This window comes from Pseudomonas sp. 2, assembly GCF_056627435.1.
This window is the reverse complement of record NZ_JBWXNG010000003.1, coordinates 104,042-125,265: the sequence shown is the minus strand read 5'-3', so window position 1 is coordinate 125,265 and position 21,224 is coordinate 104,042. Positions and strand designations below refer to the sequence as shown.

Genomic DNA, 21,224 nt, shown 5'->3' with positions numbered 1-21,224 from the left:
TTGAGAGTGCACCCATGCGTGTCCTGATTATCGAAGACGAAGAAAAGACCGCCGATTACCTGCACCGCGGCCTGACCGAACAGGGCTACACCACCGACGTCGCCCGCGATGGCATCGAAGGCCTGCACATGGCGCTGGAAGGCGAGTACGGGGTGATCATCCTCGACGTCATGCTGCCGGGGCTCGACGGCTACGGCGTGCTGCGGGCCCTGCGCGCACGCAAGCAGACGCCGGTGATCATGCTCACCGCGCGGGAGAACGTCGACGACCGGATTCGCGGCCTGCGCGAAGGCGCCGACGACTACCTGGGCAAGCCGTTCTCCTTCCTCGAACTGGTGGCGCGCCTGCAAGCCCTGACCCGGCGCAGCGGTGGCCACGAACCGGTGCAGATCAGCATCGCCGACCTGTGGATCGACCTGATCAGCCGCAAGGCCACCCGCGCCGGCAGCCGTCTGGACCTGACCGCCAAGGAGTTCTCGCTGCTCAGCGTGCTGGCGCGGCGCCATGGCGAAATCCTCTCGAAAACCTCGATTGCCGAGATGGTCTGGGACATCAATTTCGACAGCGACGCCAACGTGGTGGAAGTCGCGATCAAGCGCCTGCGGGCCAAGCTCGACGGGCCGTTCGAGCAGAAACTGCTGCACACCATCCGTGGCATGGGTTATGTGCTGGAGAGCCGTCGTGTCTAGCAACTCCATCGCCCTGCGCCTGTCCGGCCTGTTCGCGCTGGTGGCGCTGCTGGTCTTTCTATTGATCGGCTGGGCGCTGTATCTGCAAGTGGGCAAGAACCTCGGGCTGCTGCCCCAGGCCGAAGTGGACGCGCGTTACAGCGTGCTCGAATCACAGGTGCAGCGCTTCGGCGATCTTGAGCACTGGGGCAAGCTCAGCGCCAAGCTCCGGCTGCTCAGCGAAGAAGACAAACGCTTGCGCTTCTGGGTGGTCAGCGACAACCCCGCTTACGAATTCGGCAACCCCGACGCCAGGATCCGCACATTCGCCCAAGGCCCGCTGGGCATGCGCGACCTGCGTTTGAGTGACCACGACTACCCGTTCAAGGTGCTGGTCAGCGAGTTCCCGGCCAAGGATCAGCGTCCGCCGCTGCGTTTTCTCACCGCCATCGATACCGACACCTTCCGGCAAACCCAACATTCGCTGCTGATCGCCCTGCTCAGCCTGGCGGCGATCGGCATCGCGCTGGCGTCGGCATTGGGTTACTGGGTGACGCGGATCGGGCTCAAACCGCTGTACGCGCTTTCGCTGGAGGCGCGCAAGCTGGCGCCGCCACGGCTGTCCGGGCGTTTGCAGTTGTCGGCGCTGCCACCTGAGCTGGACCAGTTCGTCACCTCGTTCAACTCGACGCTGGAAAGGGTCGAGCAGGCCTATGCCCGGCTCGAATCGTTCAATGCCGACGTGGCCCACGAACTGCGCTCACCACTGACCAACCTGATCGGCCAGACCCAGGTCGCGCTGACCCGGGGACGCTCGGCAGAGCATTATTTCGAGGTGCTGCAATCGAACCTCGAAGAGCTGGAACGGCTGCGTTCGATCATCAACGACATGCTGTTTCTGGCCAGCGCCGACCAGGGCAGCAAGGCCACGGAGCTGACCCAGGTGTCGCTGGCCGAAGAAGTGGCCAAGACTCTGGATTATCTGGATTTCATTCTGGAAGACGCCCAGGTGCAGGTTCAGGTCCGCGGCGACGCCTGCGCGCCCATCGAAAAGGCCCACCTGCGCCGGGCCCTGATCAACCTGCTGCACAACGCGGTGCAGCACACCTCGCCTGGGCAGATCATCCACGTGGACATCAGCGACGAAGGCAATCACGTCAGCATAGGCGTGGCCAACCCCGGCGCGCAGATTTCCGGCGAGCACCTGCCCAAGCTGTTCGAGCGCTTCTACCGGGTGGATGCCTCACGCACCAACAGCGGCGGCAATCACGGGCTGGGGCTGGCGATCGTCAAGGCCATCGCGCTGATGCACGGCGGCACCGTGTTCGCCCGCAGCGAGCGGGGCGTGAACACGTTCGGGATCAACCTGCCGGTTTGACTGTTCGACCTCACACCCCTTGAACACCGGCTTGCGAACGCCGTACCTGTGGGAGCCGGCTTGCTGGCGAATGAGGTGGGGCAGGCGACTAAGATGTTGAATGACACACCGCATTCGCCAGCAAGCCGGCTCCCACAGGACCGGATCCCAATCGGTGTAGCTTCAGCCCTTCTTGACGAACTCGGACTTGAGCTTCATCGCGCCAATGCCATCGATCTTGCAATCGATGTCGTGGTCGCCATCCACCAGGCGGATGTTCTTGACCTTGGTGCCGACCTTGACCACCAGCGACGAACCCTTGACCTTCAAGTCCTTGATCACGGTGACGGTGTCGCCGTCCTGCAACGTGTTGCCCACCGCGTCCTTGATGATTTTCACATCGTCGTCAGCATCCGCCGCGCCGTTGGCGGACCATTCATGGGCGCATTCCGGGCAGACGAGCTGGGCGCCGTCTTCGTAGGTGTACTCGGAATTGCATTTTGGGCACGGCGGTAGGCTCACGATGGATCTCGCATCACAATGAAATAGGCGCGCGATTATAAGGGTTTTTCTACCGATGGGGATGGATCGCTGAATGTCCCGTAGCAGTCCGGCTTGGCGGCGACAGCGTTTTTGCGAGCGCTGTCGCCGGCAAGCCGGACTGCTACGGGGAATTTTGTAGGGTCTACGCCAACGCCGTATCCATCACCATCATCAGACAGAACCCCACCAGCAGCCCGAAGCTGGCGATCTTGTCGTGGCCGTTGCGGCGGGACTCGGGGATGATTTCGTGCACCACCACCAGCAGCATCGCCCCCGCCGCCAGGGCCAGACCGACCGGCAGCAGCATCGCGGCGATTTCCACCAGCCACGCGCAGAGCACGGCGAACACCGGCTCCACCAGACCGGAAGCGGCACCGATCAGAAAGGCGTTGAGCCGCGACATGCCCGCCGCCGCGAGCACCAGGGCAATCACCAGCCCTTCAGGGACGTCCTGCAAGGCGATGCCCATCGCCAGACTGTCGGCGTGGGCCAGACCGCCGCCCGCCGACACCCCCACCGCCATCCCTTCCGGAATGTTGTGGGCGATGATGGCGATGACGAACAGCCAGATATTCGAGGGGATGGCCGGCTTATCGGTGACATCCGACAGCTGCGGCCCCTGTGACACCAGAATGTCGACCAGAAACAGCCCGACCGCGCCAGCCAGAATGCCGGCGCTGACCAGGGCGCCAGCACCCCAGGCCGAGAAGCCCAGGCTTTGCGCCGCGCTCAGGCCCGGCACGATCAGCGAAAAGGCCGTGGCGGCGAGCATGATGCCCGCGCCAAAGCCCAACAGCGCATCGGACACCGCCACCGGCATGCCGCGGATCACCAGTACCGGGACCGCGCCCAGTGCCGTGCCCAATGCGCACAGCGCACCGCCTTCCAACGCCCTGAGCATGCGCGGTTCGAGGCTCAACCAGGTGAGCCCCTGGGCAATCAGCAGCCCCGTGCCGGCCAACAGCAAAATCGAACCAATGGCCAGACGAAACAAGCGTCCGCTGCTCAGCGTGAGGAAATCCGAAGGCATAGATCGTCTACTTCTTGTTGTGGGTTTCAGGCCAAGGCATCGGCATAACGCTTCGCCACTTCGTCCCAGTGGATAACGTTGTAGAAAGCGGCGATGTATTCAGGGCGACGGTTCTGATAACGCAGGTAGTAGGCGTGCTCCCAGACGTCCAGGCCGAGGATCGGCGTGTTGCCGTTCATCAGCGGGCTGTCCTGGTTGCCACTGCTCTCGACAACGAGTTTTTTCTGCGGGGTCACGCTCAGCCAGGCCCAGCCGCTGCCGAAACGGGTCAGCGCCGCCTTGGTGAACGCGTCCTTGAACGCCTCAATGCCGCCCAGTTGCTCATCGATAGCCTTGGCCAGCGCGCCGCTCGGCAAGCCGCCGCCCTTGGGGCTCATGACTTCCCAGAACAGCGAGTGGTTGGCGTGGCCGCCGCCCTGGTTGATCACCGCCGGGCGCAGTTTTTCCGGCAGTTGATTGACGCTGGCGACCAGCTTCTCGATCGGCCACTCGGCGTATTCAGTGCCATCGACCGCTGCATTGAGGTTGTTGATGTAGGTCTGGTGGTGCTTGGTGTAGTGGATTTCCATGGTCTGCGCATCGATGTGCGGCTCGAGGGCGTCGTAGGCGTACGGCAATGCAGGCAAGGTATACGGCATATCAATGGACTCCAAAGGACAGGGTGCCAGCCGCCGCAGCGTTACGCTGAAGGGCCGAGCGTGAGTGTTCGCCGCTGCTGTTGAGCAGGCGCTGGGTGCGTGGGTATTCACCGTGTTCGTTGATGAAGCCCAACAGTTCGCTGTAGGTCTTGTTGCTGTGACGGAACGCGGCTTGGCGCAGCTCGGCGCTCAGGCGCTGGTTCTGGATCACCTGCAACAGCCGCTGGTGCGCCGCGCACAGGTACTCGGCGCTTTCCTCCGGCTGGTTCAGGCTCAGGTGCAGGTCCGCCAGGTTGTGATGGGAAATCACGAACGCCGCCACCGCCTCATCCGCATCGCTCCAGCGCTCGAGCAGCACCTGGGCCAGTGCCAGCGCTTGCAGGTAGAGCTCGCGCGCGTCGATCAGGTCGCCACGGTTGAAACAGCTATTGCCTTTCAGAATGGTGCTTTTCCAATGCTCCATGGCGCGTCTCCTGGACGGTTGCGTGGGTGATGGCGACGGAGGATTAGATCCCACCGGCCGTGAGTTTTTCCGGGTTGAGCAGGGTTTCCAGCTGCCCGCGGTCGAGCTCTGTGTGCTCCAGCGCCACGTCGATGATCGGCCGACCTTCCTTGTAGGCGGTCTTGGCGATTTCCGCGGCCTTCTGGTAGCCGATGATCGGGTTCAGTGCGGTGACCAGGATCGGGTTGCGCGACAGCGCTTCCTTGAGCTTGGCTTCGTTGACCTTGAAGCTGGCGATGGCCTTGTCCGCCAGCAGGCGGCTGGAGTTGGCCAAAAGTTCGATGCTCTGCAGCAGGTTGTGGGCGATGATCGGCAGCATCACGTTCAGCTCGAAGTTGCCCGACTGCCCCGCGACGGTGATCGCCGCGTCATTGCCGATAACCTGCGCAGCGACCATGGCGGTGGCCTCCGGGATCACCGGATTGACCTTGCCCGGCATGATCGAGGAGCCCGGTTGCAGGCCTTCCAGTTCGATCTCGCCCAGGCCTGCCAGGGGGCCGGAGTTCATCCAGCGCAGGTCGTTGGCGATCTTCATCAGCGACACGGCAGTAGCCTTGAGCTGGCCGGACATCGCAACGGCGGTGTCCTGCGAGCCGATCAGCGCGAACAGGTCCTTGCCCGGGACGAAGCCCACTTCGCTCAAACGGCTCAGGTGGCCGGCGAAGCGCGAGGCGAACTCAGGGTGAGCGTTGATCCCGGTGCCGACGGCAGTACCGCCCTGCGCCAGTGCCTGAAGGCTCGGCAGCAGGTTTTCGATGTGTTCGACGTTGGCCTTGAGCTGCTGCGCCCAGCCGCCGAGCACCTGGCTCATGCGCACGGGCATGGCGTCCATCAGGTGGGTACGGCCGGTCTTGACGAACGGGTGCACCTGGGCGGCCTTGTGCTCGGTGACCTGGATCAGGTGCGCCAGCGCCGGCAGCAGTTGCTCATGGATCGCCAGCGCGGCGCTGACGTGGATGGTGGTCGGAATGATGTCGTTGCTGCTCTGGCCACAGTTGACGTGGTCGTTGGCGTTGACCGGTTCGCCCAGTACGCGGGTGGCCAGGGTCGCGATGACCTCGTTGGCGTTCATGTTGGTGCTGGTGCCGGAACCGGTCTGGAACACGTCCACCGGGAAGTGCTGCATGTAGTCGCCCGCCAGCAGTTCCTTGCAGGCGGTGACGATGGCCTTGCTCTGGCCTTCGCTGATCTGCTTGAGTTCCAGGTTGGCCTGGGCGGCCGCGGCCTTGGCCAGCAGCAACGCACGAACGAACTGGGCCGGCATGCGCAACTGGCTGATCGGGAAGTTGTTCACCGCACGCTGGGTCTGCGCGCCGTACAGGGCCTGGGCCGGGACCTGCAACTCGCCCATGCTGTCGCGTTCAATACGGGTATTACTCATCTAGAGATCCTTGCATCAGTTCAGCGAGAGAAATCGAGGGCTGCAACACGCAGGTCGCCAACTGATGGGCGTAGGCCTGCCAGCGTTGGCGTTGATGATTGCTGTGGGCGAGCATCTTGAGGTCGCGCAGCGGGCGCCAGGCCTGGTCCAGACACAGGCAGCGCCAATGCCAGGGCAGCGCGGTGTCGCGGGCGGTGTCGAGCAGCAGGCGGAAGGTGCTTTCGGCGATCAGGGTCTGCGGCGTGGCGGTGAAACGCGCCAGGTAACGGCCTTCGGCCAGGTAGTGTTCGATGCCCCGCGGCTCGTCCGGCGCCACGGCGCAGCGCACGCGCAGGCTCAGCGCGCGCCAGTTTTCCAGATACGGCGACTCTTGCAGAACAGTACCCATTGACCCAGGCTCGATTGGCAAATGAGTTTTATTATTAGTTGAGTATTTATCTCAATACAAGTCGTAATGAGATTTAATCGCGTTTGACGGCATTTTGCCGGTACCGTTTCTGCCCGGAGGGCGTGGGAGTCCGGCTTGCCGACGATCTGACGCGAAGCGGCAGTAAAACCAGACAACCCGGCCTTGTCAGGCACACCGCGTGGGCAGAATTTACTGCCGCTGCGCGCCAGATCGCGGGCAAGCCACGCTCCCACGGCCTCCGGCCAGAAGCGTTAGCGGGGAAATGTTGGGGGCATAAAAAACCCGCGCACCGAGTGGTGAGCGGGTCTTTTTGAGCGATGGACCGCGGTAAATCAGCTCCCCGCCACCATCATCTTCTCGATCAGCACGGAGCCGGTGCGGATGTTGCTGCGCATCTCCAGATCGCTGCCAACGGCGACGATCTGCTTGAACATGTCGCGCATGTTGCCGGCAATGGTCACTTCCTGCACGGCAAACTGGATCTCGCCGTTCTCGACCCAGTACCCCGCCGCGCCACGGGAATAGTCACCGGTGACCATGTTCAGGCCGCTGCCCATCAGTTCGGTGACCAACAGCCCGCGGCCCATGCGGCGGATCAACGCGGCCTGGTCTTCGGTGCCATGGGAGACGAACAGGTTGTGCACGCCGCCCGCGTTAGCGGTGCTCGGCAGGCCCAACTTGCGGCCCGAGTAGGTGCTGAGGATGTAAGACACCAGGTCTCCATTTTCGACGAACGGCTTGGCGTAGGTCGCCAGGCCGTCGCCGTCGAACGCCGCGCTGCCCATGGCGCGCATCAGGTGCGGACGCTCATCGATGGTCATCCATTCGGGGAACAGCCGCTGACCCAGCGCGCCTTCGAGGAACGACGACTTGCGGTACAGGTTGCCGCCGGAAATCGCCCCCAGGAAGCTGCCGAACAGGCCGCCTGCCAGTTCTGCCGAGAACAGCACCGGCACTTCGCAGGTCGGCACCGGGCGCGCCCCCAGGCGGCTCGCGGCACGTTCGGCAGCCTTGCGGCCGATCAATTTGGCGTCCATCAGCAGCTCGCCCTGGCGGTTGACGTCATACCAGTAATCGCGCTGCATCTGGCCGTCTTTTTCGGCGATCATCACGCAACTCAGGCTGTGCCGGGTCGAGGCATAGCCGCCGATGAAGCCGTGGCTGTTGCCGTACACGCGGCAGCCCTGGTGCACGTTGAGGGTGGTGCCGTCGGCGTTCTTGATCCGGCTGTCGGCGTCAAACGCCGCGGCTTCGCAGATCAGCGCCTTTTCAATGGCCTGCTCCGGGGTGATGTCCCAAGGGTGGAACAGGTCAAAATCCGGTTGCTCCTTGGCCATCAATGCGGCATCGGCAAGGCCCGAGCTTTCGTCTTCGGAGGTGTGTTTGGCGATGGCCAGCGCGGCCGCGACGGTTTCGCGAATCGCGTCCGGGCCGCTGGCCGAGGTGCTGGCCGAGCCCTTGCGGTGGCCGACGTACAGGGTGATGCCAAACCCCTGGTCGCGATTGAACTCGACGGTTTCGACTTCGCGCTGGCGAACCGAGGTCGACAGGCCCTGCTCCAGTGACACGGCGACTTCACAGGCACTGGCGCCCTGGCGTTTGGCTTCGGCAACGATCTGCTCGACCTGTTGCTGCAGTGCGGGCAAGGCCTGTGGGCCGACGCTTTCTGATGCACTCATGACTTACTCCATCAAATTCCGATTTCGGCAGCCAGGCCGGACAATTGGCCCCTGACTGGTTATCATGGCGGCGTTTATTTGCGGACGGCCCCCATGGTTGATTCTTACGACGACTCCTTCGACGGAGAGAAAAGCAAATCCCAGGTCAAACGAGAGCTTGCCGCTCTGGTGGAACTGGGCGAACGCTTGACGACATTCAAACCCGATGTGCTGGCCAAGCTGCCTCTGACCGACGAACTTCGTCGCGCTCTGGCCGATGCGCCCAAGCACACCGCGCACATCGCGCGCAAACGCCACATTTCCTTCATTGGCCGGTTGATGCGCGACCAGGACCTGGACGAAATCCTGGTCCTGCTCGATCAACTCGACGCCTCCACGCGCCAGTACAACGAGCGCTTTCACAACCTGGAGCGCTGGCGCGATCGCCTGATCGGCGGCACAGACGAGACGCTCGAACAGTTCATGGGCGACTACCCTGACGCCGACCGTCAACAACTGCGCTCGCTGATCCGTCACGCCCAACACGAGGCCAAGCAGAACAAGACGCCGACCGCGGCCCGGAAAATCTTCAAGTACATCCGCGACCTGGACGAAACCAAGCGCGGCCTGCGTTAAATCCACTGCACCACCTGTGGGAGTGAGCTTGCTCACGATTGCGTCAGATCAGACACTTCATTGTCTATTGACACACCGCCATCGTGAGCAAGCTCACTCCCACAATGCGTTATTCAAACTTATGCGCCTGTACCGCCCACGGTAATCGCATCGATCTTCAGGGTCGGCTGCCCCACACCCACCGGCACCGATTGCCCGTCCTTGCCACACGTGCCCACACCGCTGTCCAGCGACAGGTCGTTGCCGACCATCGACACCCGGCTCATGCACTCCGGACCGTTGCCGATCAGGGTCGCGCCCTTGACTGGCGCGGTGATCTTGCCATCTTCGATCAGGTAGGCCTCGCTGGTGGAGAACACGAACTTGCCGCTGGTGATGTCGACCTGACCGCCGCCGAGGTTGGCGCAGTAAATGCCCTTCTTCACCGAGGCGATGATTTCTGCCGGATCGCTCTGGCCGCCCAGCATGTAGGTGTTGGTCATGCGCGGCATCGGCAGGTGCGCGTAGGACTCGCGACGGCCGTTGCCGGTGCGCGCGACGCCCATCAGGCGGGCGTTGAGCTTGTCCTGCATGTAGCCCTTGAGCACGCCGTTCTCGATCAGCGTGGTGCATTCGGTCGGCGTGCCTTCGTCGTCCACGCTCAGCGAACCGCGACGCCCGGCCAAGGTGCCGTCATCGACGATGGTGCAGAGCTTGGACGCAACCATTTCGCCCATGCGCCCGCTGTAGGCCGAACTGCCCTTGCGGTTGAAATCGCCCTCCAGGCCGTGGCCCACGGCTTCGTGCAGCAGCACGCCGGACCAGCCGGAGCCGAGCACCACAGGCAGCGTGCCCGCCGGCGCCGGAATGGCTTCCAGATTGACCAGCGCCTGGCGCAACGCCTCACGGGCGTAACCCATGGCGCGGTCTTCGTTGAGGAAGTAACGGTAATCGGTACGCCCGCCGCCGCCATGGCCGCCGCGCTCGCGACGGCCGTTCTGCTCGACGATCACGCTGACGTTGAAGCGCACCAGCGGGCGCACGTCAGCGGCCAGGCCGCCATCGGTGGACGCCACCAGAATGCGCTCCCAGACCCCGGCCATGCTCACCGAAACTTGCTGAATGCGCGGGTCCAGCGCACGGGTGGCGGCGTCGACGCGCTTGAGCAGGTCGACCTTTTCAGCGCGGGTCAGCACTTCCAGCGGGTTATCCGGTGCGTAAAGCTGGGCGACGTCCTGGGTGGTGAAGGCCTGCACCCGGCCGTTCTGCCCGGCGCGGGAAATCGAACGGGCGGCACGGGCCGCCTGGCTCAGCGCGTCGGCATTGATGGCATTGCTGTAGGCGAAACCGGTTTTCTCACCGGACTGCGCGCGCACGCCCACGCCCTGATCGAGGTTGAAGCTGCCTTCCTTGACGATGCCGTCTTCCAGCGCCCAGGACTCGGAAATCTGGCCCTGGAAATACAGGTCGGCGGCGTCGATCCCGGGACCGGCAAGCTCACCGAGCACCGATTGCAGGCTGTCGATGCCCAGGCCGCCTGGCGCCAGAAGGTGTTCGCTGACTGAGGACAAGTCGCTCATATTCACTCCGGGGTATTGGCAGGCCGCAAGGCGTCCTGCGAGAAAAATCGCCGGTGGTTCGATACCGGCATCCGCGTCCGTATGGACGCTTGTTCATCACTGTCTCGTTCGGCCAGCAGCACGGCTTCACCCTGTGCCTGCTGGGCCAGCACGCGGCCCCATGGATCTATGATCGCCGCGTGCCCAAATGTTTCCCTTGGCCCCGGGTGAACCCCGCCCTGCGCGGCCGCCAGCACATAGCACTGGGTTTCGATGGCACGCGCGCGCAGCAGGATTTCCCAGTGCGCCGCGCCGGTGACGGCAGTAAAGGCCGACGGCGCGGTAATCAATTCGGCGCCCGCTTCACGCAGGGCGGTGTACAGCTCGGGGAAGCGCAGGTCGTAACACACGCTCAACCCCAGTTTTCCTACCGGTGTATCGGCGACGACCACCCTGTTGCCATGAGCGTAGTCGTCAGACTCACGATAGCGGCCCCGGGTATCGGCGACGTCCACATCGAACAGATGCAGCTTGTCGTAGCGCGCCACGGTCTGGCCCTGATCGTCGATCAATAACGAACACGCCGTGACCTTGCCGTCTGGCTGGCCTTCGGGTGGCAGGGGAATGGTCCCGCCGACAATCCATAACTTGAGGTCGCGGGCGGCGAGTTTCAACCATGGCAGGATCGGGCCTTCGCCCAAGGCCTCGGCACGGCCGATGGCCGCGACATCCCGGCGCCCCATGGCCGTGAAGTTTTCCGGCAGCACGGCCAGCTTCGCGCCAGACGCGGCGGCCTGCTCCAGCAGGGCCCGGGCGCGGTCGAGATTGGCCTGGATGTCGCTCTGGCTGACCATCTGAATCACAGCGAAGGACATGGGGGATTCCTTGATCGGTGGTAGTGCACTGTACTCCAACGCGGTCCGATGGACACGGCGATCTGCCTCTGGCCGCAGGCCGTAGGAGCGTGGCTTGCCCGCGATCGGCTGCGCAGCAGTCGTAAGATCGGTGAACGCGGTGTATCAGGTGGATGCGAGTCGTCGGGTTTTGCTGCCGCTTCGCGCCAGATCGCGGGCAAGCCACGCTCCTACGGCCTGCGGCCAGAAGCGGGTCGCCGCAACCTGGGTTACTGCGGCTTCTCGAACGGCTTGTCGAAGGTAATCTTAGGCTCTTTCCACGGGCCTTCGACCTTGTATTGCACGCTGGCGAAACGCGCCACGCGGTCGCCCAGCAATTTGTCGACCAGAAACAGCGCTCCGCCAATGGCCGGCGCGCCAACGATCAACGCAGCGATCGGCAGGTTGTTGGTCACAGGCAACGTCACCAGCAACTTGGCATCGACCCGGTCGCGGACCATGTCCAGCGTGCCGTTGAGCTCCAGATTGCTTGACGGGCCGATCATGGTGATCGGGTCGCGGGTCACGTACACGCCGTCACTGGCCACCAGCAATCCCTTGACCTTGTCGTAGCTCAGGCCCTTGCTCAGCAAGTCGGAGAAATCCAGGCGCAGGCGCCGGCCGATGGAGTTGAAGTTGAGCAGGCCGAACACCCGCAGCGCCTGGGCGCCACCTTCCACTTCGACGAACTGGCCGTTCTTCAACGTGGCATCCAGGCTGCCGGAGTAGCGTTTCAGGCCTACCCACGCCGGCGAACCCGGCCAGCGGCCATCGGCGTTCATTTCGAACTCCTGGCTGGTCACGGTCGGGGCAAACCCCCAGGCCTTGAGCACATCGGCTAGGTTCTTGCCGGCCACCTGCCCCTTGAACCAGCTGCTGGTCGCCCCCGGCGTGCCCTCCCAGCCGCCGTTGCCCACCAGCGAAATGCCTTTGAGGCCCAGGTCCATGTCGCTCAGCTGCACGCCGTTGGCGGTCGGACGAGCCTTGAGCGACCAGGCGCCAACCAGTTGATCACCCTGGAACAGCTGGGTGATCTTGATGTTCATCGCCGGAATGTTGTGCGGGTCGACGTCGGCCAGCGGGTCCGGCGCGTTTTCCACCACCGCCGCGTTCGGGTCCGGCGCCGGCAGGCGCACGTAGAGCAGATTGATATCGGCCGGGGTCGCCTTGTTGTCCGGCAGGGTCGCCGAGCCCTTGATCTTCGTGCTGTCCAGCGCCAGGCCCCAACTGCTGTCGTTGCGTTTGACCTGGACGCTGGCCTGATCGAGGGTGGTGCCCATCGCCGTCAGCTTGCCGATTTGCAGATCGACACCGCTGAGCAACTGCTTGGCGCTGCCACCCGGGTCGTTACCGGCATAGCGCTGGGCCATGGCCTGCCACGGCGCGATATCCAGCTCGGACAGCGAGCCGCGCACGCGCAAGCCCTTGGCGTCCGGCACGATGGCCCCGCCCTGGCCGAGGAACAACTCGCCGCGGCCCTCGGCAAACTTGCCCGCAGGCGCCGCAAACGCGAGGTTGGCCAGATCGCCATACCCCACGCCGATCCGCCGCTCAGGCCCTTGCAGGTTCATACGGAAATCGGCGTCGCGGGTTTCATCGGCGGTCTTGCCGAACGGCGCTGGCAGATCGACGGCCACGCCTTTGAGATTCGAGTTGATCTGCAACTGGCTATCGGCGCCGTTGAGCGTCAACTGCAGCTGGTAAGGCAGCTCGCCGGAGACCGGCAACGGCTGGGTGACGCCCAGCCAGTCGGTCAGGCGCTTGCTGGTGATACTGCTGCTGCCAGCGATGCGGGTAACCAGCGCACCCGGCTTGCCCTCGGCGAAGATCTCGGCGGTCAGCGGTTTGTCGAAGGCCATGGCCTTGATGTTCTTGCCGCTGAGACCCTTGTTGTAGTCGAAGCGGAAATTGCCCTTGAGCTGGGTCAGTTCCAGCGCAGGGTCAGGCAGTTTCAGGCGAGCGCTGTCGGTGTTGAAGTCCACCGCGACCTTTGGCTCCTGACCCTTGACCAGCGGCACATCGAGGTTGATATGGCCTTGCAGCGGGCCTTCGGCCAGCCAGCCGGCGAAGGTCTGGCCAGTGCCGATGGGCGCTTCCTGAAGGATCTTCATGCCATCCTGCAGGCTGCCGTCGAAGTCGCCGTCCACCAGCAAGTGGCTGGGCTGGCCGGACGGCACGTGGGGCACGTCCACCGCCACGTTGCGCACCTGAGTGCCGAGCAACTGGCCCTTGCTGGCGCGGATGCGCACGCCGCTGTTTTCCACGAACACGTTGCCGTCCACGCCGGTCAGCTGCGGCCAGCCGGGCTGGAAGTCGAGGTTGGCGTTGTGCACCTTGAAGAACAGGCTGATCACCCGCGCCACATCCGGCGCGTCGTGATTGAGCGAGCCCTGATACTGAAAGAAGCTCTGCTCGACATCGCCGCTGAGGATGGCCGTGCGCAACCAGTGATCCAGCGCCGGGCTGAGCACGGCGGGCAAGTACTTGCCGGTGTAGCGACCATCGGCGTCGACCAGGCCGACGCGCAGGTCCATGTAGTCTTCCTGATCCTTGTCGAAGTGCAGGCGAATCAGGAAATCCGCCGCGATCTTGCCTTCGTCGCCGAGCACCTTGATGTACGGCGCGATCAGGGTGAAACCCTGGTCGTCCAGTGCCCAGGTCAGGCGCGCGTTGGCCTGGCGGTAGTTCCAGGCGTTCTTGAAGATCGGGTCCAGGTGCAGCATGAAATCGTCGGTGTTCAGACGCAGCTCGCCGCCCGCCAGATCGCCGCTGATCGCGCCGCTGACATTCCCGGCGGCCGGCGCGCCGTGATAGGCGTCGAAACCGACCTTGTCCAGGTTCGCGGCAAAACTCAGGCGTTTGGCGCCCTCGGCCTTGGGTCGGTAGTCGAGCAGCACGTTGCGCAAGCCGCCGGTGACCTTCAGATGGTCGAGCACCACCATGAGTTTGTCCGGCAACGGCGCCAGTGAGTCGAGCAACGGCGTGACCGGCGTGAGGTCCAGGCGATCCGCCTGCACGTGCCACAACTCTTCGCTGTCGGACGTTGCTACGGTCTGCGTCAGTTGAATCCGGCTCTCCCAGCGCTTGCTGGCGATGTCCATGGCCAGCGAGTCCAGAGCGACGGTGAAGCCTGAATCGGTGCGCTGAAACCAGGCGTTGAGCGCGATGTTGTCCAGTTTCGACGCCTTGCGGCTGGCATACGCGCCCTTGAACTGCGGGGCGTTGAGGCGGGTCGTGGCGGTCTGCAACGCGCCCTTGCCCCAGGTGAACCACAGCTCGCCACCGGCCTTGAGGGTCTTGATGTTCCAGTCGCGGGTCAGGCTTTTCGGCAGCCACTTGGCCCAGTCGCTCTGCGGCAGGCTCAGGTAGCCCTCGGCCTCGGCGTCGCGCCAGGCGCTGGGGCGCATCTTGCTGCGCAGGTTGAGCGACAGCGGCTGGCCGTCGGGCAGCGTCAGACGCGCGTCCAGGCGTTGGTGATAGCTGCCGGTCTTGAGGGTCATGCTGACGTAGGTCAGGGTCAGCGGAGATTGCTCGTAGGGTTGCAGGGTGATCTGGCTGTCGAACAGCGACAGCTGCGAGATCATGCGCATCTGGGTCAGGGCCTGTTCGGGGTCGAACGGCTTGTCGTCCTGCACCGGCAGGCCCTGCAGCGCCCAGTGGCCGTCCTGATCTTCCTTGAGCGACAGCTGCAGGCCGTCCAGCTCCAGCCGCGCGATGCGCACCTGGCGGGCTTTCAGGCTGGCCCACAGGTCGGGAACGGCACGCACGTGGTCGAGGCGCACGGTACCGGCGCCCTGCCCGACCATCACGTCACGGGCGACGAAGATCGGCGCAAAGCCGCTCCAGCTGCCTTCCAGGCGGCCGATGTTGACCGGCATGCCCACGGCCGCCTGGGCCTTGAGTTCGACGTCGGCGCGGTACTCGGCCACCATCGGCACCAGTTGCCGCCCGACGCTGACGTACAGCGCCACCAGCACCACGAACAGCGCGCACAGGCTCAGCCCCCAGCGCGTCAGGGCGGCGAACAATCGGGTCAGACGTTCCATGCCAGCGGGCCTCCATTCAGAGAGACTGCAAATGGCATCCGGCTCATTGGTGCGGTTGCAGGTACGTCCGGGTTTTGCTCATTCGTCACGCATCAATCTCTTTGGAGGGCTTCTTTACCATCGGGCCCTTCGGGCTGGGTATCGATGCCATCGGCCCATCCGGGCTCAGTGTTCTGTCAGCAAACGTTTTGAGCCAGATCAGAGCAGCACAACGTCATATTGTTCCTGGGAATACATGGTTTCGACCTGAAAACGGATGGTCCTGCCGATAAACACTTCAAGCTCGGCCACGTTACCCGACTCCTCGTCGAGCAGGCGATCCACCACTTTCTGATTGGCCAGCACCCGATACCCCAGCGCCTGATAGGCACGCGCTTCGCGCAGGATCTCGCGAAAAATCTCGTAGCAAATGGTTTCTGGGGTTTTCAGCTTGCCCCGCCCCTGACAGCTGATGCACGGCTCGCACAGCACCTGCTCCAGGCTTTCACGGGTGCGCTTGCGGGTCATCTGCACCAGCCCCAGCTCGGTGATGCCGATGATATTGGTCTTGGCGTGGTCGCGCTCCAGCTGTTTCTCCAGCGTGCGCAGCACCTGGCGCTGGTGCTCACCGTCTTCCATGTCGATGAAATCGATGATGATGATCCCGCCCAGGTTGCGCAGGCGCAGTTGCCGGGCAATTGCGGTGGCGGCTTCCAGGTTGGTCTTGAAAATGGTCTCTTCGAGGTTGCGATGGCCGACGAAGGCGCCGGTGTTGACGTCGATGGTGGTCATCGCTTCGGCCGGGTCGATCACCAGATAGCCGCCGGACTTGAGCGGCACCTTGCGCTCCAGCGCGCGCTGGATTTCGTCTTCGACCCCGTAGAGGTCGAAAATCGGCCGTTCGCCCGGGTAGTGTTCCAGGCGGTCGGCGATTTCCGGCATCAGCTCGGCCACGAACTGAGTGGTCTTCTGGAAGGTTTCCCGCGAGTCGATGCGAATCTTCTCGGTGCGCGGGCTGACCAGATCGCGCAGTGTGCGCAGGGCCAGGCCCAGGTCTTCGTAGATCACGCTGGCCGGGTTGATGGTCTTGATCTGCTCGCTGATCTGGTCCCACAAGCGGCGCAGGTAGCGGATGTCCATCATGATCTCGTCGGCACCGGCGCCTTCGGCCGCGGTGCGCAGGATGAACCCGCCCTTTTCCTTGATCCCTTCCTTGGCCACGCAGTCGCTGACCACCTGTTTGAGGCGCTCGCGTTCGGCTTCGTCTTCGATCTTCAGGGAAATGCCGACATGTGCCGTGCGCGGCATGTACACCAGGTAGCGCGACGGAATGGACAACTGAGTGGTCAGGCGCGCGCCCTTGCTGCCGATGGGGTCCTTGGTGACCTGCACCACCAGGCTCTGGCCTTCGTGCACCAGCGAGCTGATGGTCTCCACCGCCGGGCCTTCGCGCATGGAAATTTCCGAGGCATGGATGAACGCCGCGCGGTCCAGGCCGATGTCGATGAACGCCGCCTGCATGCCCGGCAGCACCCGCACCACCTTGCCCTTGTAGATGTTGCCGACGATCCCGCGACGCTGGGTCCGCTCGACATGAACCTCTTGCAACACACCGTTCTCGACGACGGCCACGCGCGACTCCATCGGCGTGATGTTGATCAGAATCTCTTCACTCATGGCTTGTTACCTTCCAGGCATTGCCAACAGGGTATGCCGAAACGCTGCAGGATTTCTGCGGTTTCGCACAGCGGCAGGCCGACCACCGCCGAATAACTGCCGCTCAGGTGCTCCACGAACACCGCGCCCAGCCCCTGGATGCCATAGCTGCCGGCCTTGTCCCGCGGCTCGCCGCTGGCCCAGTAGGCGCGGGCCTCATCCGGGGAAATCGGGCGAAAGCGCACACGGCTGGTGACCACGCGGGTCTCGCAATGCTGTTCGTCGACCACGGCGATGGCCGTCAGCACTTCATGTTCGCGGTTGGACAGCGCGGCGAGCATGGCCAGCGCGTCGGCTTCATCGACCGGCTTGCCGAGGATGCGACCGTCCAGCACCACGGCGGTGTCGGCACCGAGCACGCAGGCGGTGGGATAGGCAGGATCGTTGGCCAGCTGCAGCAGCCCGGCATCGGCCTTGCCCCGGGCCAGGCGCTCGACGTAGGCGGCGGGGGTTTCGTCTTTGAGCGGGGTTTCGTCGATATCGGCGCTCAGAGTGCTGAACGGCACGCCGATCTGGGTCAGCAACTCCCGACGACGCGGGGAGCCGGAGGCGAGCAGAAGTTGGGGCATGGGACGTCTCCGTGTCAGTGATCACAAGCTTAGGCGTTGCGTGAACCCAATGACGCTTGCACCGGCCTGCTTCTGCCCGAAGGGCGTGGGAGCAAGCTTGCTCGCGATCTGGCGCGCAGCGGCAGCAAAACCCTACAACCTTGTTCTACCAGACAGACCGCATTTGCCGGTTTTACTGCCGGTTCCCGGCAGATCGCGGGCAAGCCTCGCTCCTACGGCCTCTGGCCAGAATCAAAAGCAGCCGTTCAATTGATCTTCAACCGCAACCGCAACCCGCGCAGACCGTAACTGACCCACGGCCAGAGCAAGGCGCTGACCAGCGCAGGCAGCACCAGCGCCAGGGTCGGCTGGCGGTTGCCGGTCAGGGCGCTGAGCCACAGTTGCACCAGTTGCGCCAGGCCGAAGATCACCAGTATCACCAGGCACTGTTGCCACATCGGGAACATGCGCAAGCGCTGTTGCAACGACAGCACCAGAAAGGTGATCAGCGTCAGGATCAGCGCGTTCTGGCCCAGCAGCGTGCCATACAGCACGTCTTCGGCCAGCCCGAGCATCCAGGCGGTGACCATGCCGACCTTGTGCGGCAGGTTCAGCGCCCAGAACGCCAGCAGCAGCGCGAGCCACAGCGGGCGAAAGATTTCCATGAATTGCGGCAGTGGCGAAACACTGAGCAGCAGGCCGATGGCGAAGGTCAACCAGACCACCCAGCCGTTTCGTGCAGGGGCGTGACGCACCATTATTCTTCCCTCTCACGTGGCGCAGCAGGCGTGGCCGCGGGCGTAGACGGTTTAGCCGCGGGCTTGGCCGGTGGCTTGCTGGCAGGCTTGGCAGGCGTCGCCGCCGGGGCAGTCGCGGGCGCAGTCGCAGCCGCCGGAGCCGCTGAAGTGCCGTGGGCGTTGGCTGCAGGTTTGCTCGCAGGCGCTGGCGTCGCAGCCGGGGTCGCGGCTGGGGCGGCAGGCTTGTTCGGCGTGGCGGCTGGCGCTGCGCCCGGCACGGTTGCCGAGGGCACGGCCGAAGGGTCGGCGGCCTGACGTTCCAGCGATTCCTGCTGCTGCGCCGCATCGGCAGCGCGCTCTTCCGGCGAACGACCATCGGAGAACACCAGCAGCAGATAACGGCTGCGGTTCAGCGCGGCGGTCGGCACGGCGCGCACGATGGCGAAAGGCTGGCCGGAGTCGTGAATCACTTCCTTGACCGTCGCCACCGGGTAACCCGCCGGGAAACGCTGACCCAGGCCAGAACTGACCAGCAGGTCGCCTTCCTTGATGTCGGCGGTGTCGGCCACGTGGCGCAGTTCCAGACGCTCGGGGTTGCCGGTGCCGCTGGCAATCGCCCGCAGGCCGTTGCGGTTGACCTGCACCGGAATGCTGTGGGTGGTGTCGGTGAGCAGCAGCACGCGGGAGGTGTACGGCATCAGCTCGACCACCTGACCCATCAGGCCGCGCGCATCGAGCACCGGCTGGCCCAGCACCACGCCATCGCGCTCACCCTTGTTGATGATGATGCGGTGGGTGAACGGGTTGGGGTCCATGCCGATCAGCTCGGCCACCTCGACCTTCTCGTTGACCAGCGCCGAGGAGTTGAGCAACTCGCGCAGGCGCACGTTCTGCTCGGTCAGGGCGGCCAGTTTTTGCAGGCGGCCTTGCAGCAGCAGGTTCTCGGTCTTGAGTTTTTCGTTTTCGGCGGCAAGCTCGGTGCGGCTGCCGAACTGGCTGGCAACACCCTGATACAGACGCTCGGGCAGGTCGGCGATCCAGTAGGACTGCATCAGCACCAGCGACATCTGGCTGCGAACGGGCTTGAGCAGGGTAAAACGCGCGTCCACGACCATGACGGCCACGGACAGAACGACCAGCACCAACAGACGAACGCCCAGCGAGGGGCCCTTTGAGAAAAGCGGTTTAATAGGCCGCTCCTTGAAGGGATGCTTGAGTTTGGCTGTGCTTATTCATGGGACATGAACCCGGCCCGGTGCGGTGGATGGAAATACGAAGCATCAGACTTGCGACATCATGCTTGCTACATCGAAGCAGGACGTCAACAGGTCCGAAACGAACAGGCAGCACCGCGAAGTGCCGCCCGTTCGGTTCAACTGGAGTGCATCGCCAGCGGCTTATTCGCTGGAGAGCAGGTCCATGGTGTGCTTGTCCATCATTTCCAGCGCACGGCCACCGCCGCGAGCGACGCAGGTCAGCGGGTCTTCGGCGACGATCACCGGCAGGCCGGTTTCCTGGGCCAGCAGTTTGTCCAGGTCACGCAGCAATGCGCCACCACCGGTCAGCACCAGGCCGCGCTCGGCGATGTCGGAAGCCAGTTCCGGAGGCGACTGCTCCAGCGCGCTCTTGACCGCCTGAACGATGGTTGCCAGGGATTCCTGCAACGCTTCCAGCACTTCGTTGGAGTTCAGGGTGAAGGCACGTGGCACGCCTTCGGCCAGGTTACGGCCGCGTACGTCGACTTCACGCACTTCGCCACCCGGATAGGCGGTACCGATTTCCTGCTTGATGCGCTCTGCGGTGGATTCACCGATCAGGCTGCCGTAGTTGCGACGCACGTAAGTGATGATCGCTTCGTCGAAGCGGTCGCCGCCCACACGTACGGATTCGGCGTAGACCACGCCGTTGAGCGAGATCAGGGCGATTTCGGTGGTACCACCACCGATGTCGACGACCATCGAACCGCGGGCTTCTTCGACCGGCAGGCCGGCACCGATGGCGGCGGCCATTGGCTCTTCGATCAGGAAGACTTCACGTGCACCGGCGCCCAGGGCCGACTCGCGAATGGCGCGGCGCTCAACCTGGGTGGACTTGCACGGAACGCAGATCAGCACGCGCGGGCTTGGCTGCAGGAAACTGTTTTCATGCACTTTGTTGATGAAGTACTGGAGCATCTTTTCGCACACGCTGAAATCGGCGATCACGCCGTCTTTCATCGGACGAATGGCAGCGATGTTGCCCGGGGTACGGCCCAGCATGCGCTTGGCTTCCATCCCGACAGCAACGACGCTCTTCTGATTTCCGTGGGTCCGGATGGCCACAACCGATGGCTCGTTCAGGACAATACCGCGCTCACGCACGTAAATAAGGGTGTTGGCAGTGCCCAGGTCGATGGAAAGATCGCTGGAAAACATGCCACGCAGTTTCTTGAACATGGGAAAGGGACCCTAGGGAACGCGTGGGTAAAAAAGTGCGGCAAACTCTAACAACGACAGGGATTTTGGGCAAGGAGCCAATATGTTAAATTGGCTGTTTTTCCGAGCACTACCCCCGACGATCGAGGCGTTAAGACCGTCTGGATCGCGATGTGTTCCCTAATGTAGTTTCCGCAATCTGACGTACGGTCCTCCGTATGTCTTCCACTGGAGATCTCCCATGGCGCTTGAACGCGGCGATGTGGAAAAAATCGCTCATCTGGCCCGACTGGGTCTCAATGACGCCGATATTCCGCGTACTACCGAAGCACTGAACAGCATTCTCGGGCTGGTTGACCAGATGCAGGCGGTGGACACCACCGGTATCGAACCTCTGGCACATCCGCTCGAAGCCTCGCAGCGTCTGCGTGACGACGTGGTCAGCGAAGCCAACCATCGCGATGCCTATCAAGCCATCGCACCTGCGGTCCAGGATGGCCTGTACCTGGTGCCGAAAGTCATCGACTAAGG

The 21,224-nt window shown here is 63.7% G+C and carries 19 protein-coding genes; 4 read left to right on the top strand and 15 right to left on the bottom strand.

Annotated elements, in window-relative coordinates:
* Window positions 1–14 precede the first annotated feature (14 nt).
* Together AC1MEK_RS06075 and AC1MEK_RS06070 are read left to right on the top strand one after the other, a co-directional pair.
* A complete protein-coding gene (locus AC1MEK_RS06075; protein ID WP_480395367.1) occupies window positions 15–689 on the top strand; it encodes a heavy metal response regulator transcription factor in 675 nt (224 codons plus the stop codon).
* Window positions 682–2,046: a heavy metal sensor histidine kinase gene (locus AC1MEK_RS06070; protein WP_480395366.1), complete on the top strand. Its 1,365-nt coding sequence runs from the start codon at window positions 682–684 to the stop codon at window positions 2,044–2,046. Before AC1MEK_RS06075 ends, AC1MEK_RS06070 begins: the two co-directional genes overlap by 8 nt.
* Before the next feature lie 162 nt (window positions 2,047–2,208).
* Here the strand turns inward: AC1MEK_RS06070 and AC1MEK_RS06065 are convergent, their stop codons facing one another.
* The 7 genes from AC1MEK_RS06065 to pmbA form a co-directional block, all read right to left on the bottom strand.
* Entirely contained in the window at window positions 2,209–2,550 is a 342-nt protein-coding gene (locus AC1MEK_RS06065) for a zinc ribbon domain-containing protein YjdM (protein ID WP_274134066.1), read from the bottom strand.
* A 160-nt stretch (window positions 2,551–2,710) separates the two neighbouring features.
* Entirely contained in the window at window positions 2,711–3,598 is an 888-nt protein-coding gene (locus tag AC1MEK_RS06060; RefSeq protein ID WP_480395365.1) for a ZIP family metal transporter, read from the bottom strand.
* 26 nt (window positions 3,599–3,624) lie between these two features.
* Window positions 3,625–4,236, bottom strand: a complete 612-nt coding sequence (locus AC1MEK_RS06055; RefSeq protein WP_480395364.1) for a superoxide dismutase — start codon at window positions 4,234–4,236, stop codon at window positions 3,625–3,627.
* 1 nt (window position 4,237) lies between these two features.
* Window positions 4,238–4,699: a hypothetical protein gene (locus tag AC1MEK_RS06050; RefSeq protein WP_480395363.1), complete on the bottom strand. Its 462-nt coding sequence runs from the start codon at window positions 4,697–4,699 to the stop codon at window positions 4,238–4,240.
* Between the two features lie 43 nt (window positions 4,700–4,742).
* Entirely contained in the window at window positions 4,743–6,119 is a 1,377-nt protein-coding gene (locus tag AC1MEK_RS06045; protein WP_480395362.1) for a class II fumarate hydratase, read from the bottom strand.
* Complete coding sequence (locus tag AC1MEK_RS06040; RefSeq protein WP_480395361.1) at window positions 6,112–6,507, bottom strand: FagA protein; 396 nt, start codon at window positions 6,505–6,507, stop codon at window positions 6,112–6,114. The genes AC1MEK_RS06045 and AC1MEK_RS06040 overlap by 8 nt, the downstream gene beginning before the upstream one ends.
* Window positions 6,508–6,860: 353 nt before the next feature.
* Window positions 6,861–8,207, bottom strand: a complete 1,347-nt coding sequence (gene pmbA / locus AC1MEK_RS06035; protein WP_480395360.1) for a metalloprotease PmbA — start codon at window positions 8,205–8,207, stop codon at window positions 6,861–6,863.
* A gap of 93 nt (window positions 8,208–8,300) precedes the next feature.
* Here pmbA and yjgA point away from each other — a divergent pair, with 93 nt between their 5' ends.
* Complete coding sequence (gene yjgA / locus AC1MEK_RS06030; protein ID WP_480395359.1) at window positions 8,301–8,822, top strand: ribosome biogenesis factor YjgA; 522 nt, start codon at window positions 8,301–8,303, stop codon at window positions 8,820–8,822.
* 119 nt (window positions 8,823–8,941) lie between these two features.
* Here yjgA and tldD read toward each other — a convergent pair whose 3' ends face one another.
* From tldD to mreB, 8 genes are all read right to left on the bottom strand, one after another.
* Window positions 8,942–10,381 (bottom strand): metalloprotease TldD, encoded by a 1,440-nt coding sequence (gene tldD, locus AC1MEK_RS06025; RefSeq protein WP_480395358.1) that lies wholly within the window; start codon window positions 10,379–10,381, stop codon window positions 8,942–8,944.
* A 2-nt stretch (window positions 10,382–10,383) separates the two neighbouring features.
* The gene (locus AC1MEK_RS06020) at window positions 10,384–11,235 is read right to left on the bottom strand and encodes a carbon-nitrogen hydrolase family protein (protein WP_480395357.1); all 852 of its coding nucleotides are present in this window, start codon (window positions 11,233–11,235) and stop codon (window positions 10,384–10,386) included.
* A 248-nt stretch (window positions 11,236–11,483) separates the two neighbouring features.
* Window positions 11,484–15,299 (bottom strand): YhdP family protein, encoded by a 3,816-nt coding sequence (locus tag AC1MEK_RS06015; RefSeq protein WP_480395356.1) that lies wholly within the window; start codon window positions 15,297–15,299, stop codon window positions 11,484–11,486.
* Between the two features lie 198 nt (window positions 15,300–15,497).
* Window positions 15,498–16,955, bottom strand: coding sequence for a ribonuclease G (gene rng / locus AC1MEK_RS06010; RefSeq protein ID WP_480395355.1), 1,458 nt, complete (start codon window positions 16,953–16,955; stop codon window positions 15,498–15,500).
* Window positions 16,952–17,563 carry a Maf family protein gene (locus AC1MEK_RS06005; protein WP_480395354.1) on the bottom strand — a complete coding sequence of 204 codons (612 nt, stop codon included), beginning with the start codon at window positions 17,561–17,563 and terminating at the stop codon, window positions 16,952–16,954. Before AC1MEK_RS06005 ends, rng begins: the two co-directional genes overlap by 4 nt.
* 245 nt (window positions 17,564–17,808) lie before the next feature.
* Complete coding sequence (gene mreD / locus AC1MEK_RS06000; protein ID WP_480395353.1) at window positions 17,809–18,300, bottom strand: rod shape-determining protein MreD; 492 nt, start codon at window positions 18,298–18,300, stop codon at window positions 17,809–17,811.
* Complete coding sequence (mreC, locus tag AC1MEK_RS05995) at window positions 18,300–19,469, bottom strand: rod shape-determining protein MreC (RefSeq protein WP_480395661.1); 1,170 nt, start codon at window positions 19,467–19,469, stop codon at window positions 18,300–18,302. Before mreC ends, mreD begins: the two co-directional genes overlap by 1 nt.
* A gap of 207 nt (window positions 19,470–19,676) precedes the next feature.
* On the bottom strand, window positions 19,677–20,714 hold the full coding sequence (gene mreB, locus AC1MEK_RS05990; protein WP_020292894.1) for a rod shape-determining protein MreB: 1,038 nt from the start codon (window positions 20,712–20,714) through the stop codon (window positions 19,677–19,679).
* A 220-nt stretch (window positions 20,715–20,934) separates the two neighbouring features.
* On the opposite strand from mreB, the gene gatC reads away from it, so the two are divergent.
* Window positions 20,935–21,222 (top strand): Asp-tRNA(Asn)/Glu-tRNA(Gln) amidotransferase subunit GatC, encoded by a 288-nt coding sequence (gene gatC / locus AC1MEK_RS05985; RefSeq protein WP_480395352.1) that lies wholly within the window; start codon window positions 20,935–20,937, stop codon window positions 21,220–21,222.
* Window positions 21,223–21,224: the final 2 nt, after the last annotated feature.

Excerpts from the sequence above, each read along its gene's own strand:
- AC1MEK_RS06055 (WP_480395364.1), bottom strand. The coding sequence starts at position 4,236 with ATGCCGTATACCTTGCCTGCATTGCCGTACGCCTACGACGCCCTCGAG.
- mreD (WP_480395353.1), bottom strand. The coding sequence starts at position 18,300 with ATGGTGCGTCACGCCCCTGCACGAAACGGCTGGGTGGTCTGGTTGACC.
- AC1MEK_RS06005 (WP_480395354.1), bottom strand. The coding sequence starts at position 17,563 with ATGCCCCAACTTCTGCTCGCCTCCGGCTCCCCGCGTCGTCGGGAGTTG.
- pmbA (WP_480395360.1), bottom strand. The coding sequence starts at position 8,207 with ATGAGTGCATCAGAAAGCGTCGGCCCACAGGCCTTGCCCGCACTGCAG.
- tldD (WP_480395358.1), bottom strand. The coding sequence starts at position 10,381 with ATGAGCGACTTGTCCTCAGTCAGCGAACACCTTCTGGCGCCAGGCGGC.
- AC1MEK_RS06060 (WP_480395365.1), bottom strand. The coding sequence starts at position 3,598 with ATGCCTTCGGATTTCCTCACGCTGAGCAGCGGACGCTTGTTTCGTCTG.
- gatC (WP_480395352.1), top strand. The coding sequence starts at position 20,935 with ATGGCGCTTGAACGCGGCGATGTGGAAAAAATCGCTCATCTGGCCCGA.
- yjgA (WP_480395359.1), top strand. The coding sequence starts at position 8,301 with ATGGTTGATTCTTACGACGACTCCTTCGACGGAGAGAAAAGCAAATCC.
- AC1MEK_RS06045 (WP_480395362.1), bottom strand. The coding sequence starts at position 6,119 with ATGAGTAATACCCGTATTGAACGCGACAGCATGGGCGAGTTGCAGGTC.
- AC1MEK_RS06050 (WP_480395363.1), bottom strand. The coding sequence starts at position 4,699 with ATGGAGCATTGGAAAAGCACCATTCTGAAAGGCAATAGCTGTTTCAAC.
- AC1MEK_RS06040 (WP_480395361.1), bottom strand. The coding sequence starts at position 6,507 with ATGGGTACTGTTCTGCAAGAGTCGCCGTATCTGGAAAACTGGCGCGCG.
- mreB (WP_020292894.1), bottom strand. The coding sequence starts at position 20,714 with ATGTTCAAGAAACTGCGTGGCATGTTTTCCAGCGATCTTTCCATCGAC.
- AC1MEK_RS06075 (WP_480395367.1), top strand. The coding sequence starts at position 15 with ATGCGTGTCCTGATTATCGAAGACGAAGAAAAGACCGCCGATTACCTG.
- AC1MEK_RS06020 (WP_480395357.1), bottom strand. The coding sequence starts at position 11,235 with ATGTCCTTCGCTGTGATTCAGATGGTCAGCCAGAGCGACATCCAGGCC.
- rng (WP_480395355.1), bottom strand. The coding sequence starts at position 16,955 with ATGAGTGAAGAGATTCTGATCAACATCACGCCGATGGAGTCGCGCGTG.
- AC1MEK_RS06015 (WP_480395356.1), bottom strand. The coding sequence starts at position 15,299 with ATGGAACGTCTGACCCGATTGTTCGCCGCCCTGACGCGCTGGGGGCTG.